At 62.0% G+C, this 14,881-nt stretch carries 13 protein-coding genes; 6 read left to right on the plus strand and 7 right to left on the minus strand.

Annotated features, from left to right (window positions below; all coding sequences use genetic code 11):
* The first annotated feature begins 1 nt into the window (after window position 1).
* The 4 genes from ACHMXK_RS19750 to ACHMXK_RS19765 are packed head-to-tail and all read left to right on the plus strand — an operon-like array spanning window position 2 to window position 3,962.
* The gene (locus ACHMXK_RS19750; protein WP_397442221.1) at window positions 2-778 is read left to right on the plus strand and encodes an SDR family NAD(P)-dependent oxidoreductase; all 777 of its coding nucleotides are present in this window, start codon (window positions 2-4) and stop codon (window positions 776-778) included.
* A gap of 18 nt (window positions 779-796) precedes the next feature.
* Entirely contained in the window at window positions 797-1,954 is a 1,158-nt protein-coding gene (locus ACHMXK_RS19755) for an acyl-CoA dehydrogenase family protein (protein WP_397442222.1), read from the plus strand.
* Window positions 1,955-1,966: 12 nt separating this feature from the next.
* Entirely contained in the window at window positions 1,967-2,944 is a 978-nt protein-coding gene (locus tag ACHMXK_RS19760; protein ID WP_397442223.1) for an acyl-CoA dehydrogenase family protein, read from the plus strand.
* A gap of 22 nt (window positions 2,945-2,966) precedes the next feature.
* Complete coding sequence (locus tag ACHMXK_RS19765) at window positions 2,967-3,962, plus strand: Bug family tripartite tricarboxylate transporter substrate binding protein (protein WP_397442224.1); 996 nt, start codon at window positions 2,967-2,969, stop codon at window positions 3,960-3,962.
* A 54-nt stretch (window positions 3,963-4,016) separates the two neighbouring features.
* Here the strand turns inward: ACHMXK_RS19765 and ACHMXK_RS19770 are convergent, their stop codons facing one another.
* Entirely contained in the window at window positions 4,017-4,841 is an 825-nt protein-coding gene (locus ACHMXK_RS19770; RefSeq protein ID WP_397442225.1) for an IclR family transcriptional regulator, read from the minus strand.
* 19 nt (window positions 4,842-4,860) lie between these two features.
* Window positions 4,861-6,084 (minus strand): CaiB/BaiF CoA transferase family protein, encoded by a 1,224-nt coding sequence (locus tag ACHMXK_RS19775; protein ID WP_397442226.1) that lies wholly within the window; start codon window positions 6,082-6,084, stop codon window positions 4,861-4,863.
* Window positions 6,085-6,282: 198 nt separating this feature from the next.
* Here ACHMXK_RS19775 and ACHMXK_RS19780 point away from each other — a divergent pair, with 198 nt between their 5' ends.
* Complete coding sequence (locus tag ACHMXK_RS19780) at window positions 6,283-8,064, plus strand: acyl-CoA dehydrogenase family protein (protein WP_397442227.1); 1,782 nt, start codon at window positions 6,283-6,285, stop codon at window positions 8,062-8,064.
* A gap of 50 nt (window positions 8,065-8,114) precedes the next feature.
* A complete protein-coding gene (locus ACHMXK_RS19785) occupies window positions 8,115-9,104 on the plus strand; it encodes a Bug family tripartite tricarboxylate transporter substrate binding protein (RefSeq protein WP_397442228.1) in 990 nt (329 codons plus the stop codon).
* Window positions 9,105-9,368: 264 nt separating this feature from the next.
* On the opposite strand, the gene ACHMXK_RS19790 is transcribed toward ACHMXK_RS19785, so the two are convergent.
* The 5 genes from ACHMXK_RS19790 to ACHMXK_RS19810 form a co-directional block, all read right to left on the minus strand.
* Window positions 9,369-10,301 carry an electron transfer flavoprotein subunit alpha/FixB family protein gene (locus tag ACHMXK_RS19790; RefSeq protein ID WP_397439469.1) on the minus strand — a complete coding sequence of 311 codons (933 nt, stop codon included), beginning with the start codon at window positions 10,299-10,301 and terminating at the stop codon, window positions 9,369-9,371.
* 12 nt (window positions 10,302-10,313) lie between these two features.
* On the minus strand, window positions 10,314-11,063 hold the full coding sequence (locus ACHMXK_RS19795) for an electron transfer flavoprotein subunit beta/FixA family protein (RefSeq protein WP_397442229.1): 750 nt from the start codon (window positions 11,061-11,063) through the stop codon (window positions 10,314-10,316).
* Between the two features lie 83 nt (window positions 11,064-11,146).
* Window positions 11,147-12,697: a class I adenylate-forming enzyme family protein gene (locus ACHMXK_RS19800; RefSeq protein WP_397442230.1), complete on the minus strand. Its 1,551-nt coding sequence runs from the start codon at window positions 12,695-12,697 to the stop codon at window positions 11,147-11,149.
* 181 nt (window positions 12,698-12,878) lie between these two features.
* Window positions 12,879-13,850 (minus strand): NAD(P)H-dependent flavin oxidoreductase, encoded by a 972-nt coding sequence (locus ACHMXK_RS19805; RefSeq protein ID WP_397442231.1) that lies wholly within the window; start codon window positions 13,848-13,850, stop codon window positions 12,879-12,881.
* A 32-nt stretch (window positions 13,851-13,882) separates the two neighbouring features.
* On the minus strand, window positions 13,883-14,875 hold the full coding sequence (locus ACHMXK_RS19810; RefSeq protein WP_397442233.1) for a Bug family tripartite tricarboxylate transporter substrate binding protein: 993 nt from the start codon (window positions 14,873-14,875) through the stop codon (window positions 13,883-13,885).
* Window positions 14,876-14,881 lie beyond the last annotated feature (6 nt).

The raw sequence follows: 14,881 nt of genomic DNA on the forward strand, positions 1-14,881 counted from the left end.
CATGAATGACGAATCCCTCTCGCTGAAAAACAAAAGCATTGTGGTGACCGGTGCCGCCCAGGGTATTGGGCGTGCCATTGCCGACCTGGCCTTGAAGCTGGGCGCCACGGTGACCGCTGTGGACCTGAACGCTGGTGCGCTGGAAGCCTTCCGCGACGAAGCCGGCAAGGACCGCATGTTGCCCATGGTCGGCAGTGTCGCCGATATTGAATTTGCACAACGCACCGTGGACGAAGCCGTCGCCAAGTTCGGCGCCGTCCATGGTCTGGTCAACAACGCCGGCATCACCCGGCCCGCCATGATCGAAAAAATGAAGGCCGAAGACTGGCAACAGGTCGTCGACGTCCATCTGTCGGGCTCCTTCTACTTTTTGCAGGCCGCGGGCCGCCACATGCTGGCGCGCTCGCGCGCTGGTGACAAGGCTGCAGGCTCCATCATCAACATCTCCTCCGACGCCGGCCGGCGCGGCACCATAGGCCAGATCAATTACGGCGCGGCCAAGGCCGGCCTGCTGGGCCTGACCATGTGTGCCGCCCGCGAGTGGGCCAAATACAACGTGCGTGTGAACACCGTGGGTTTTGGTGTGGTGGAAACCCCCATGACCGAAACCATACGCAGCGAAAAGTTCGCCGATACCTACCTCGCACAAATCCCGCTGGGCCGCTGGGCCGAAGCGGTGGAAGTGGCCCGTCCGGTCTGTTTCCTGCTGTCGGATGCAGCGTCTTACATCACCGGCCAACATCTGTCGGCCAATGGTGGTTACACCATCGGCGTCTGATCCCTGCAGGAGAATTCCTTGAGCAACCTGTTATCGGCGTTCCGACTCGCCACTCTCCCTGCCGCTGCTGAGGCGTTTCGCGCCGAGGTGAAAGCGTTTCTTGCGTCCAGTTTTGCGGCCACGCCACCGGACATCCGGGCGCGTTCCTGGCTGGGGTTTGATGCCGCCTTCAGCAAGAAGCTGGCGGCACGCGGCTGGGTAGGCGTGACCCTGCCCGCCGCCTACGGCGGCGCCAGCCTGGATGCCTACTCGCGCTTTGTGCTGGTGGAAGAACTGCTGGCCGCCGGCGCACCGGTGTCCGCCCACTGGATCGCCGACCGCCAGAGCGGGCCCCTGATCCTCAAGTTCGGCACGGAAGCACAGCGCCAGTTTTATCTGCCCAAAATCTGCGCCGCGGAAGCTTTCTTTTGCATAGGCATGAGTGAACCCAACGCCGGCTCGGACCTCGCCAGCGTCGGCACCCGCGCCACCCGCTGCGAAGGCGGCTGGCGTTTGAACGGCCGCAAGATCTGGACGACCAATGCGCAGCATTGCCACTACATGATTGCGCTGGTGCGTTCCTCCGGCGAAGCGCAGGACAGGCAACAAGGTTTGTCCCAATTTATTGTCGACCTGAGCTTGCCAGGTGTGACGGTGCGCCCCATCCATGACCTGGCGGGTGATGCCCATTTCTCCGAAGTCTTTTTTGACGACGTGTTGCTGGCCGACGGTGCCTTGATCGGCCAGGAAGGCAGCGGCTGGACCCAGGTCAATGCCGAATTGGCCTTCGAGCGCAGCGGCCCGGAACGTATCTACTCCAGCATCGTGCTGCTGGAACACTGGATCAGTTGCCTGCGCCGCATGCCAGGCGCCGCGGTGCACGCTGCCACCATCGGGCGTTTCGCCACACACCTGACCACCTTGCGCAATATGTCCATCGCCGTCACCAGCAAACTGGTCAACGGCGAAAGCCCCATCGTTGAAGCGGCGCTGATCAAGGACATAGGCACGGAGTTTGAACAAAGCATCCCGGCCATCCTGGAAGCTGCCATCGCCATGGACCCGGCTGCGCCTGTGGACGCCGACTTGTACCGCGCGGTAGCCTATGTAAGCCAGATTGCACCGACGTATTCACTGCGCGGCGGCACGCGCGAGATCCTGCGCGGCATGATCGCGCGTGGTCTGGGCTTGCGCTAAGAAAGAAAAACCATGTTTGCAGAAGCCATAGAAGACATTCTCAAAAACCAGTGCACGCCGGCCGTGGTGCGCGCCATCGAAGGCGGCGGTTCACCCGTGCCCTTGTGGGAAGCCGTCGCAGATGCCGGATTTCTGGAGCTGCTGGCGGCAGAAGCCGACGGCGGTGCGGCCCTGTCCCTGGCCGAGCTGTTTCCGATTCTGAGCTGTTTGGGGCGTTACACGGTCCCGGTGCCGCTGGCGCAAACGATTGTGGCGCGGGCACTGCTGGATGCCCAGGTACCTGTGCCCGCCGGCATGATCACGCTGGCCGCCGCCTTTCGCCGCGAGGTGGATGGCGCCATCACTTGCGCATTGACGCCCTACGGCATGCTGGCCGACTTCGTGCTCGCCAGCGACGGCGATGCCCTGTTGCTGCTGCCTTGCGCAGCGGCACAGCGTCAAGGCACGGGCGTCAAACACAACCTCACGGCAACATTGACCTGGTCCGATGCCAGCAGTACGATGCGCGCGCCACGTGGCGGCAACATGCTGGCTGCTTTCGGGGCCGCCTTACATGCCGCCTTGCTCAGCGGTGCGATGAACCGCGTTTTCGACATGACGCTGCAGTACTGCAACGACCGCGTCCAGTTTGGAAAGTCACTCGGTAAATTTCAGGCCGTGCAACACCAGTTGAGCGTGATGGCGGAGCACACGGCGGCGGCCTCCATCGCGGCCGAAGCGGCCTTTCAGGGCGAGGAAAAAACACCGTCGCTGCTGGCCAGTGCCATCGCCAAGTCACGCACCAGCGAAGCGGCCGTGCTCGTCGCCGCAACCGCCCACGCCTTGCATGGGGCCATCGGGGTGACGGAAGAATACGACCTGCAGTTGTTGACCCGTCGCCTGCATGAGTGGCGCATGGCGCACGGATCGGAGGCTTACTGGAACACGCTGGTCGGCCAACAAGTGCTCGCCAGCGAGCTGTCTCTGTCAGACTTCGTCCGCACGATTTAAATTTTCATCACAAAGAGACAACATGAACTTCAAAAACATCAAATCCCGGATGGCTCCGGTTCTGGCACTGGTCTCTTTGTGCAGCGCGGCCTTGCTGCTGCCCACCGGCCAGGCCTGGGCGCAGGAGTTTCCCTCCAAACCCATCAAGTTCATTGTGCCTTTCCCGCCCGGTAGCGGCACCGACACCTCGGCCCGTTACTTCGGCAAAAAACTCGGCGAGATGACCGGTCAGCCCGTGGTAGTGGAGAACCGCCCGGGGGCCAACGGCTTTATCGCGGCCAAGGCCTTGCTCAGCGCGCCCGCCGACGGTTATACCGTTTTTGTCGGCAGCAACTCGTCGCTGGCCGTCAACGTGGCCTTGTTCAAGAAGCTGCCCTACGACCCGCAAACCGACATGGCGCCCTTGACCATGATGATGCGCGCGCCTACGGTACTTGTGGTGCCACCCAACTCCCCCTACAAAACGCTGGCCGAGCTGATCAGCGCCGCCAAGGCGCAACCCGGCAAGTTCAACTACGCGGCGGGCTCCGCCGGTTACCAGCTGATGTCTGAGGCGCTCAACGACAGCGCTCACCTGGATATCCGCAACGTGCCCTTCAAAGGCGCGTCCGAAGCCTTGATCGCCATCGCCTCGGGTAGCGTGGACATGGCGTTTTCCGACATCACCGCCGCTTACGAGCTGGTCAAGGGTGGCAAATTACGCGCCCTGGCCGTTGCTTCGGACCGCCGCTCCCCCACACTGCCGTCCGTGCCCTATTTTGGCGAAGCCGGTGTCCCAGGCTTCACCGCCTATGTCTGGGTAGGCGCCATGGTTTCCGCCAAAACGCCGAAAGCCGAAACCGACAAACTTGCGGCCCTGCTGTCACAGATCGAACGCCTGCCGGAAACCAAGGAGTTTTATGAACGCCTGGGTGCCGAAGTCATGAATGGCGGTGCCGATGAAATGCGCAAATTCCAGGCTGCCGAAATCGCGCTGTGGAAACGCATTGCGATCAAGGCCAAAGTCGAGCAGGAATAAACTGGACAAGAGGCGCCTATGCGGCACACAGTCCGCGGCGCCTTAAAAAATCACTCAGCGTTTCCGGCTTCGCCCCAGCAGGTTCATGGTGCCGGAATCCTTGAAAGCCTGTTCGATTTCGCCCGCCGTCTTGATCAACAGCGGCGCGATGGTTTCGGTGATGTGTTTGGGCGTCAGCTGTTTGGCCGAGCCGCCGCAGGTCAGGACCATGGTGCGGCCAAAATCCTTCAAGTAAAGCGGAACCGCGACACCGGTGACACCTTCACGCCATTCATGGATGGACGTGCAATATCCCTGCTCGCGGTATTCTTCCGTCGCTTTGGTCGCGGCCACACCCAGCTCTTGTGCATCACGCTTCTTGCTTTTGCTCAGGTGCTGGATGATTTTTTTCTGTTCCGAGGCGCTGCAGGAGGCCAGGTAGGCCCGGCCCATGGCCGTGGTGTCCAGGGCCAGATGTGAACCCACCTCCAGCGGCTTGGCCAGGGTGTTACGGCCCATCACCGCCTCCACAATCAACATGCTGTAGTCCTCACAGGCCGCCAGCGCCACCAGGCTGTTGGCGCGTTCCGCCAGTTCGGTCATGTGCGGGAGAATCAGCGGGCGCATCGCCATGCCACCCAACATGGCATAACTCAGCGACAACACTTTCGCGCCCAGGCGATAAGCCGCATGGCGGCTGTCGTATTCGAGATAACCCAGCTTGACCAGTGTATGGGTCAGGCGCGACACCGAAGAGCGCGGCAGCTCGCTGTACTCCGCGAGCTGGCCATTGGTCAGCAACGGCCGGCTGACCCGAAAGCAGGCGAGGATCAAGAGCCCGCGTGACAGCGCGTTGACAAGTTGACGATCAGGGGAGCTTACGGGTGCCGAGTCATTCATATCTCAGCGACGATGATCGCTAAATGATTTTTTTCTCGCGCAAGGTTACCAGAGATTCCGGCGTCAAGCCGAGCAACGCGCCCAACACTTCGTCGGTGTGTTGACCCAATCGCGGCGGGGCCATGTCTGTGCGCACCGGTGTCTCGGACAGGCGGATCGGGCTGGTGACTGTCGACACCACATGACCGTCCGGATGGGCGATATCGGTCTTCAGTTGGCGGGCCTGGACTTGCGGATCGGCAAACACTTGCGAGTAGTCATTGATCGGTGCGCAGGACACGCCATGCTCCTCCAGCAAGACCAGCAACTCATCCCGCTTGCGGCCCGCCAACGCCTGGGCAACCTGGGGAATCAGCCGTTCACGATGGATCAGGCGCTGCGGTGTGGTCAGGAAGGATTCATCACGCCCCAACTCCGGCAAGTTCATTGCACGGCAGAATTTTTGCCACTGACCGTCGTTGGCAATCGCCAGAATGATCTGCCCGTCGCTGGTGGCAAACACGCCGTAAGGCACGGCATTGGCATGGGCGTTGCCATAACGCTGCGGCACCTTGCCCGTGGCGAAAAATCCCGCGATCTGGTTAGACCCGAAGGCGACGATGCAATCGAGCAGCGCGGTATCGATGTATTGGCCCACACCGGTTTCAGCCCGGTGCACCAGCGCCCCCAGAACGGCGACTGTGGCGTACATGCCGGTGGTGATGTCAGCAACAGCAATACCGACCTTCTGCGGCCCCCCACCCGGTAATTCATCTTTCTCGCCGGTGATACTCATCAGGCCGCCCATGCCCTGAAACACAAAATCGTAGCCGGGGCGATGGGAATACGGTCCGTCCTGGCCAAAACCTGTGACGGAGCAATAAATCAGGGCGGGATTGATCTTTTTCAGGCTTTCGTAATCCAGGCCGTAACGCTTCAAATCACCGACCTTGTAGTTTTCAACCACCACGTCGCAGCTCTCGGCCAAGGTGCGAATCAGCTGCTGGCCGGCGTCTGTCGCGATGTCGACGGTGATGGATTTTTTTCCGCGGTTGGCCGAGGAAAAATAAGTGGAGTCCGGCAGATTGCCGCCTTGGCCGTCCGCCAGCCAGGGTGGCCCCCAGGTCCGCGTGTCGTCGCCCACACCGGGGCGCTCCACCTTGATCACCTCGGCGCCTAGATCCGCCAGATTTTGCGTGCACCACGGCCCCGCCAGGATACGGGTCAGGTCGAGGACACGAATATGAGAAAGAGCACCTTGCATGGTCGGCTTCGTTAAAAGTTGAGGGAATAAGTCCGCTCATTGTGCGCGTGCAGCGCCTGGAAAATCAACGCCCCATTCCGCTGTGCGGAACGCTGCTTGCGCTTTCAGGCAGCCTGCCTAGACTGGCTCCCAACAGGTTTTTTGGCCGCTGGCCCTGAAGCCAACTCCACCACACTGACCCTGGAAAAGGACAACGAAGTGACCTCTGCATTTAGTACCCCCAACGCGCCAGCGCTCGATCAGGCCGGCACGGTGCCCGCGGAAAAACTGGTCGCCCCGGACTGCCGCGGCTTGAACTTCCACACGATAGATCCGGCCTTCTCCGATCTGCTGGCACTGCGTTTGCCTGCCGAGGTGCTGGACTTCATCACGCCCCATCTGCACCAACTGGGGCAAGTCGCTGGCAGCCGGCTGGACGAACTGGCCATGGCCGCCGACAAGAACAAACCCGTGCTCCGCACCCGTACCCGTTTTGGCGCCGACGAGGACTGGATTGACTACCACCCGTCTTACCGCGAGATGGAAAAAATCGGCTACACCGATTTCGGCATCCATGCCATGTCACGCGCCAAAGGCGTGCTGGGCTGGCCGACACGTTACCTGCCGCTGGCGAAATACGCCTTCCAGTATTTGTTTGTGCAGGCCGAATTTGGCCTGATGTGCCCGATCAGCGTGACCGACAGTTCGACCTTTCTGATCGAACGTTATGGCGACGAGGAACTCAAGGCGCGTTTCCTGCCGGGCATGACCAGCACCGACCCCAGCAAGCTCCTCAAGGGCACGCAGTTCATGACGGAGCGCACCGGCGGCTCGGACATAGGCACCAACCGCCTGCAGGCAGTGCATGACGGCCAGCACTGGCGCCTGACGGGCGACAAGTGGTTTTGCTCGGCGGTCGATGCTGACGTGGCGCTGGTATTGGCCAGGCCGGCGGATGGTCCGGACGGCACCAAGGGACTGGCGCTGTTTGCCGTGCCGCGCCGTCTCGACGATGGCAGCCGCAACACCTACCGCATTGCACGCCTGAAAGACAAGATGGGCACACGTTCCATGCCCAGCGGCGAAGTGTTGTTTGAAGGCGCCGTGGCCTACCTGGTCGGCGACATCCACCAGGGCCTCAAACAAATGCTGGACCAGGTCAACCTGTCGCGTTTGTCACATGGTGTGCGTGCCGCGGCCATGATGCGCCGCTGCTGGAACGAGGCCATGGTGGTGTCCAACTACCGCATTGCCTTTCGCCGCCGCCTCATCGATCACCCCCTGCATCGCCGCCAGTTGATGAAACTGCTGCTGCCCACGGAGCAGGCCTTGTCCATGTTTGTGCACGCCGCCGACGTCATGCAACGCGCCGACAGCGGCGACCTGCGCGCACAACTGGAACTGCGCATGCTCACGCCGCTGTTCAAGTTCCGCGCCTGCCGGGACAACGTGAAGGTGGCGACCGGCGCGATGGAGGTTCGCGGCGGCAACGGTTACATCGAAGATTTTGTCAACGAACGCCTGATTCGCGACGCGCATATCGGCGTGTTGTGGGAAGGCACGAGCAACATCAATGCCCTTGACGCGGTGCAACGCGCCGCCGGCAAGGAAGGTGCGCACAATGCCCTCGCCGAGTCCATGGCCGACTGGTTGCGGCTGTCACCCGGCATCCCGGCCCCGCTGCTGGACCGCCTCAGCACCGCCATCGAAGAGGCGCGGGTCTTGATGGACCAGAGCGCGGCGACGCTGGAAGGGGAAGTGGACAGCCGCGAGGCCGCCTCGCGCATGTACCACGCCGTCACCGCCGCCCTGCTGGCGGGCGAAGGCGCCCGTGTTGGCCAACAAGGCGGCGACGCACGCCGCCTGTTGATCAGCCGCCAAGTCTTGCGCCACCGCCTGCAAAGTGGCGAAAAGAATGTCCAACGCGACAATCAAATCGAGATGCTGTTGCTGCAATCCGATCCCGTGCCGCTGGCACTGGCCCAGTCCCTGCTTAGCTGAGCGCCGCGCAAGCGCGCAGATGACGACAACAATCCTTCATGGAGACACTGATGACACCTCTGACATTTCGCAAAATTCGCCGATTCTTGTGCGTGAGCAGCCTGGCCGCACTCGCGCTGCCTTTCGCCCACGCACAGACCGACACCTACCCCAACCGCGTGATCCGGCTGGTCGTGCCTTATGCCAGCGGTGGCCCGACCGACCAACTGGCGCGCTCACTGGGCCAGCGTATGCAGGAAAGCCTGGGCCAGCCTGTCATCATTGAAAACAAGCCGGGTGCCGGCAGCATTCTGGGTGTGGACTATGTCGCCAAGTCGCCGGCCGACGGCTACACCTTGCTGTTTACCGCCAGCGCGGCCCTGGTCGTCAACCCCTCCCTGAATACCAAGCTGCCTTACCAGGCCAAGGACTTTGCGCCGGTCTCGAGTGCCGGCTCCTACACCATGTTTCTGGCCGTCAATCCCAAGCTGCCGTTCAACTCCGTTGGCGAGTTGATTACTTATGCCAAACGCAACCCCGGCAAACTTTCCTTTGGTTCGGCCGGCAACGGTACCTCCAACCATCTGGCGGGCGAGCTGCTGAAAAAGATGGCGGGTATTGACCTCATGCATGTGCCCTACAAAGGCAATGCGGCGGCGATGACGGATGTGATGGGCGGAAACATTTCAATGATGTTCGACCTCCCGGCCACCACGCTGCCCCACGCCCGCGCCGGCAACATCAAACTGCTGGGCACCACCGGCCTGGACAAGAACCCTCTGGCGCCCCAGGTGCCCACCATTGCCAGCAGCGGTGTGCCCGGTTACGACGTCACCTCCTGGTTCGGTGTCCTGGCACCGGCCAAAACGCCGCCCGAGATTGTCCAGAAACTCAGCAAGCTGATCGTCACCATCCTGAAAGACCCCGCCATCAGCGCCAAACTGGCCGGCCAGGGTTATGAAGTGTTCGGTAGCATGCCCAAAAAACTGGCGGACATGATGGCCGCCGACACCAAACTCTGGGCCGAGCTGATCCGCGAAGCCAACATCAAGCTGGAATAAGAAACGAAAACACCCGGCTGGATCGGCACAGGATTCGGCCGGATGCGACTCAGACTTTGTTCAGGCAGCAGGCTTTCAGCGGCCATCTTGCGATCCACCTCGTGGCCGCCGCAGCCAGGCAGAGCTGTGCTTTGGGTAAAAGTTTAAGAAAAATAGGCCTCTAGCCCTTTACCTACCTGCGCAATCAGCTATCAAATAAATAGCGATCAACCCTCGCCGCCGGTCTGACGGGAGGGCAAGCACAAAGCGCTGTCGAACGCCGTTTTACAGCGCCGCCACCAGCTCAGGCACGGCCGTGAACAGATCGGCTTCCAGGCCATAGTCAGCCACCGAGAAGATAGGAGCCTCCGGGTCTTTGTTGATCGCCACAATCACCTTGCTGTCTTTCATGCCGGCCAGATGCTGGATCGCGCCGCTGATACCGGCCGCGATATACAGCTGCGGCGCGACGATCTTGCCGGTCTGGCCGACCTGCCAGTCGTTGGGCGCGTAACCCGCGTCCACCGCAGCGCGGGAGGCGCCCAGGGCGGCACCCAGCTTGTCGGCCAGCGGCATCATGACTTCGTTGAACTTCTCGGCGCTGCCCAGGGCGCGGCCACCGGAGACGATGATTTTGGCGGCGGTCAGCTCTGGCCTGTCGTTTTTGGCAATTTCGCTGCCCACAAAGCGGGACTTGCCGCTGTCGGCCACGCCGCTCACCGTTTCAATGGCTGCCGCGCCGCCGCTGGCGGGGGCGGCGTCAAAGCCGGTGGTGCGCACGGTGATGACTTTGGTGGCGTCCAGGCTTTGCACGATGGCAATGGCGTTGCCGGCGTAAATCGGGCGCTCGAAGGTGTCCACCGCATCGACCTTGGTGATGTCGGAGATCTGACCCACATCCAGCAAGGCGGCGACGCGGGGGGCGATGTTTTTGCCGGAGGCGGTGGCCGGGAACAGGATGTGGCTGTAGCTGCCGGCCAGGGCCAGCACCTGGGCGGCCATGTTTTCGGCCAGGCCGTGTTCGAAGTGGGCGGCATCGGCGTGGATCACCTTGGCCACGCCGGTGATCTGGCTGGCGGCCTGGGCGGCGGCGGCGGCGTTCAGGCCGGCCACCAGCACATGCACCTCGCCACCACATTGGGCGGCGGCGGTGACGGTGTTCAGAGTCGCCGGCTTGATGCTGGCGTTGTCGTGTTCTGCAATAACAAGTGCGGTCATGTCGTCGGTTCCTTAGATGACTTTGGCTTCGTTGCGGAGTTTGTCGACCAGGGTGGCGACGTCGGCGACCTTGATGCCGGCGCTGCGTTTGGGCGGCTCGCTGACCTTGAGGGTCTTCAGGCGGGGTTTGACATCGACACCCAGGTCTTCGGGCTTGAAGTTGTCGAGCTGCTTTTTCTTGGCCTTCATGATGTTGGGCAAGGTGACGTAACGCGGCTCGTTCAGGCGCAGGTCGGTGGTGATGATGGCGGGCAGCGTGAGCGACAGGGTTTCCATGCCGCCGTCGACTTCGCGCATGACCACGGCCTGGCCGTCAATGATGTCGACCTTGGAGGCAAAGGTGGCCTGGGGCCAGCCCAGCAGGGCGGCGAGCATCTGGCCGGTCTGGTTGCAGTCGTCGTCGATCGCCTGTTTGCCCAGGATCACCAGCTGGGGTTGTTCTTTCTCGACCAGGGCCTTGAGCAGTTTGGCCACGGCCAGGGGTTGCAGCTCTTCGGCCGTCTCGACCAGGATGGCGCGGTCGGCGCCTATGGCCATGGCGGTGCGCAGGGTTTCCTGGCATTGGGCGACGCCGCAGCTGACGGCAATCACTTCAGTCGCCAGGCCTTTTTCTCTCAAGCGCGTGGCTTCCTCGACGGCAATCTCGTCAAAGGGGTTCATGCTCATCTTGACGTTGGCGATATCCACGCCGCTGCCATCACTCTTGACGCGCACCTTCACGTTGTAATCGACGACGCGTTTGACCGGGACCATAATTTTCATAAAGAACTTTCGAATGTTGAATCAAGCTGGCGCAGCATCTTCATGCGCCTCAGGAAGAAAAAATAGAGAGCTATCTGAGAGGGTTAGCGATGGTCGGCCTCGTAACGATCACGCAGTTCACGTTTGAGAACTTTGCCAATCGCACTGCGCGGCAGCTCCTCGATGAAATAGAGGTCCGCCAGCCGCTGGGTTTTCCCCGCGCGCTGGTTGTACCAGACCAGAATGTCTTGCGCCTCGCCCGCCGCCCCCGCACGCGGCACCACAAAAGCCACCGGCGTTTCACCCCATTGCTGAGAAGGAACACCCACCACGGCGACGTCCTCCACCGCCGGGTGACCACGCAATTGTGCCTCCAGATCGCTGGGATAAATGTTGAAACCACCGCTGATCACCATGTCCTTGCGCCTGTCGATCAAGGTCAGGAAACCATCGGTATCGAAGCGGCCCACATCACCGGTGCGTATGAAACGTTTGCCCTGCGTATCAAACCATTCGGCCTCGCGGGTTTTTTCGGGCTGGCCGTGGTAGGCGGTCATCATGCCCGCCGAATGGCCCACCACCTCGCCGGCTTCGTCATCGGTCACCTCCCGCCCCTCCTCGTCAATCAGGCGGATGTCGTGGCCTTCCGCGGGCCGGCCGACGGTGTGTAACTTGTCGGGGTGTTCATGCGCGGCGAGGATACAACTGCCGCCGCCTTCGGTCATGCCGTAAAACTCGACCAAGCCGCCCGGCCAGCGCGCGAGCACGTCGGCCTTGAGCGCCGCGCTGAACGGGGCGCTGGTGCAGAACTTGAAGCGGAACGCCGACAGTTTGTGATCACCGAACTGAGGTAAGGCCATGATGCGCTGGTACTGCACCGGCACCAGCATGGTGTGTGTCACACCGTGTTTCTCGGCCAGTTGCAGATAACGCGCCGCATCAAACTTGGCCATCAATTGCACACAACCGCCAAAAGCCAGCGTGGGGAAAAACACCACCAGCGTGGTGTTCGAATACAAGGGTGTCGCCAGCAAGGTCCGGCCGTCCGGGCTGTAGTTGTAGGCATCGCCCCGTCGCACATGGGCCCAGCGCATGCCGTGCGACTGCACAATGCCCTTGGGTGTGCCTGTGGTGCCGGATGAATAAATGATGTTGAATGGCGCGCCCGGTGTGATGTCCACCGCTTGCGGCGGTGTCCCTTCGGGTGCGAGCCAGTCTTCAAAGCCAAGGCCAGCCGCCTCAGCATCCAGCGACACGCAGCGCAAGCCCGCCATGTCCGTCGGCACCAACGCCTGCGCCGCCTTGTCGAGAAACAGCCATTGCGCCTCGGCGTCCCGCAACATGGCCCGCAGGCTGTCAGGCGTGGACGATGGCGCCAGCGGTGCCACCACCACGCCGGCGCGCAAGGCCCCGAGAAACAGCGCGGCATAAGACACCGAAGACAAGGCGCAAATCGCGATCACCTGACCCGGCAAAACACCCTCGCGCTGCAGCGCCGCAGCAACACGGTCCATGAGGGCATCAAGTTGTGCGTAACTCAGTTCATGCTGATCGTCACACAAGGCAGGCCGCTGCGGCTGGTGCTGGGCATGTGCCCGAATCAGTGCAGCCATGGTGATAAAAGGCGACTCTGGCGATATCGGGACGAGGTTCATGGGAGCAGCCTGATCATTGAAATTACGTAAAGAAAGGTGTCAGCCAAAACCATCAAAAATGATAGCTGCTTGCGCCCGTACGATAAGGGCTAGCGGCCAATTTCATGATGAACTCCGAAACGGGGCGCCCCAGCGCGAGGCGCCCGCTGTTCAATGATAACGAAGCGACGCAGGCACCTCTTCAGTCACACCAGGCACGGGCTCGGTCCAGATGTTCGCGGCACTCGCGCACCATGCGCTCCAGCAAATCGGCGCAGGTCGGCACGTCGTCGATCAGACCGATACACAGGCCGGCGGAAATCACGCCATTGTTGATCTCGCCCGCCTCCAGCGCGGCCCGTCCGCGCGCGCCCATCACCAGTGGGCGTATGTCCTCGAACTGGCAACCGCCCGGCCGGTTCTCCATGGCCACCACTTCTTCCGAAATGGCGTTCTTGAAAACGCGTGCGGTGTTTTTCATGGTGCGAAACATCAGCTTGGTGTCGCGCTCGGAGGCCGCAACCAGTGCCTGCTTGATGTTGTAGTGGATAGGGGCTTCCTGGGTGACACAAAAACGCGTACCCATGTTGACCCCCTCGGCGCCCAGGGCCAGCGCGGCCGCCATGCCACGCCCGTCGGCGATGCCGCCCGAGGCAATGATGGGAATCGTGAGCGCACGTGCCGCGATGGGAATCAACACCAGCCCCGGCACATCGTCTTCGCCGGGGTGACCGGCACATTCAAAACCGTCAATGGAGACCGCATCCACCCCATTGCGTTCGGCCGACAAGGCGTGGCGCACCGTGGTGCATTTGTGCACGATCTTCACACCATGGGCCTTGAACTGGTCGATGAAATCGCGCGGGCTGTTGCCCGCGGTTTCGACAATTTTGATGCCGCTGTCGATGATGGCCTGCACGTAGTCGGCGTAAGGCGGCGGCTTGACCGCCGGCAGGATGGTCAGGTTCACGCCAAAAGGCTTGTCGGTCAAGGCGCGTGTGCGTGTTATCTCGCGCCGCAAGGCGTCGGGCGTAGGTTGCGTCAGCGCCGTCAGCAGGCCCAGGCCGCCGGCGTTGGACACCGCCGAGGCCAGTTCCGCCAGTCCCACCCATTGCATGCCGCCCTGGATGATGGGGTAACGAATGCCCAGCAATTCGGTGATACGGGTTTTCATGGTTTCTCCAAAACGTTGCGGTCAGCCCAGGCTCATTCGAGCTTGGCGCCCGACTGTTTGATCAGGCGCTCCCAGACCGGGCGTTCTGCCTTATAGGCGGCGGCAAAAGCCTCGGGGGAACTGTCCTTGAGCTCGAAACCCATGGTCGCCACACGTTGCTGCACGTCCGGCTGCTGGGTGGCCTTGCGCACCTCGTCGGCCAGACGCTGCACCACGGCCTTGGGCGTGCCCGCAGGCGCCGCCACGGCCAGCCAGCCGGTCACGCGGTAGGCCTCGTCTTTCAGCCCCTGCTCGAACAAGGTGGGCACGTTGGGCAAGGTGGCCATGCGGCGCTCGCCGGACACACCGATGGCCTTGACCTTGCCGGCCTCGATGTGCGGCTTGGCCACCAGCGCGCTGGCGAAGGCCATCTGGATCTGGCCGCCTATCAGGTCTTGCATCATAGGCGCCTCGCCTTTGTAGGCGACGTGGTTCATGTCGGCGTTCTGCGTCAAGCTCATGTGGGCGCCCGCCAGGTGGGGATAAGCGCCCACGCCGTAGGAGCCATAAGCCAGCTTGCCCTTGTTGGCGCTCACGTATTTGAGGAGTTCGGGACCGGTCCTGGCCGGCACGCTGGGGTGCACCACCAGCACCAGCGGCGCCGTGGCGATCTGGTAGACCAGCGTCAGGTCGCGCTGCGTGTCATAAGGCAGCTTGGTGTAGAGAAACTCGTTGGTCATGAGCGAGTTGCTCAGCGACAGCACAATGGTGTGGCCGTCCGGCGGCGCCTTGGCCACCGCATCGGTGCCTATGATGCCGGCCGCACCCGCCTTGTTGTCGATGATGACGGGCTGACCCAGGCCGGCTGCCATTTTTTCACCCAGCACACGCGCCAACACATCGGTCGCGCCGCCGGGGGCAAAAGGCACGACCATGCGGATAGGCTTGGTGGGATAGGTCTGGGCCTGGGCGGTTATGCCCACACACAACAAGGCCGAGGTCGTGGCACAGAGCCAGGCGCGGCGGTTCAGAAAATTCAGAATCATGGTATG

The sequence above is a fragment of the Polaromonas sp. UC242_47 genome (assembly GCF_044452385.1).
GTDB lineage: Bacteria > Pseudomonadota > Gammaproteobacteria > Burkholderiales > Burkholderiaceae_C > Polaromonas.

What these genes read in the sequence shown, in the direction of transcription:
- ACHMXK_RS19810 (WP_397442233.1), bottom strand. Translation starts at nt 14,875, where the DNA reads ATGATTCTGAATTTTCTGAACCGCCGCGCCTGGCTCTGTGCCACGACC.
- ACHMXK_RS19760 (WP_397442223.1), top strand. Translation starts at nt 1,967, where the DNA reads ATGTTTGCAGAAGCCATAGAAGACATTCTCAAAAACCAGTGCACGCCG.
- ACHMXK_RS19785 (WP_397442228.1), top strand. Translation starts at nt 8,115, where the DNA reads ATGACACCTCTGACATTTCGCAAAATTCGCCGATTCTTGTGCGTGAGC.
- ACHMXK_RS19750 (WP_397442221.1), top strand. Translation starts at nt 2, where the DNA reads ATGAATGACGAATCCCTCTCGCTGAAAAACAAAAGCATTGTGGTGACC.
- ACHMXK_RS19800 (WP_397442230.1), bottom strand. Translation starts at nt 12,697, where the DNA reads ATGAACCTCGTCCCGATATCGCCAGAGTCGCCTTTTATCACCATGGCT.
- ACHMXK_RS19765 (WP_397442224.1), top strand. Translation starts at nt 2,967, where the DNA reads ATGAACTTCAAAAACATCAAATCCCGGATGGCTCCGGTTCTGGCACTG.
- ACHMXK_RS19790 (WP_397439469.1), bottom strand. Translation starts at nt 10,301, where the DNA reads ATGACCGCACTTGTTATTGCAGAACACGACAACGCCAGCATCAAGCCG.
- ACHMXK_RS19775 (WP_397442226.1), bottom strand. Translation starts at nt 6,084, where the DNA reads ATGCAAGGTGCTCTTTCTCATATTCGTGTCCTCGACCTGACCCGTATC.
- ACHMXK_RS19795 (WP_397442229.1), bottom strand. Translation starts at nt 11,063, where the DNA reads ATGAAAATTATGGTCCCGGTCAAACGCGTCGTCGATTACAACGTGAAG.
- ACHMXK_RS19805 (WP_397442231.1), bottom strand. Translation starts at nt 13,850, where the DNA reads ATGAAAACCCGTATCACCGAATTGCTGGGCATTCGTTACCCCATCATC.
- ACHMXK_RS19770 (WP_397442225.1), bottom strand. Translation starts at nt 4,841, where the DNA reads ATGAATGACTCGGCACCCGTAAGCTCCCCTGATCGTCAACTTGTCAAC.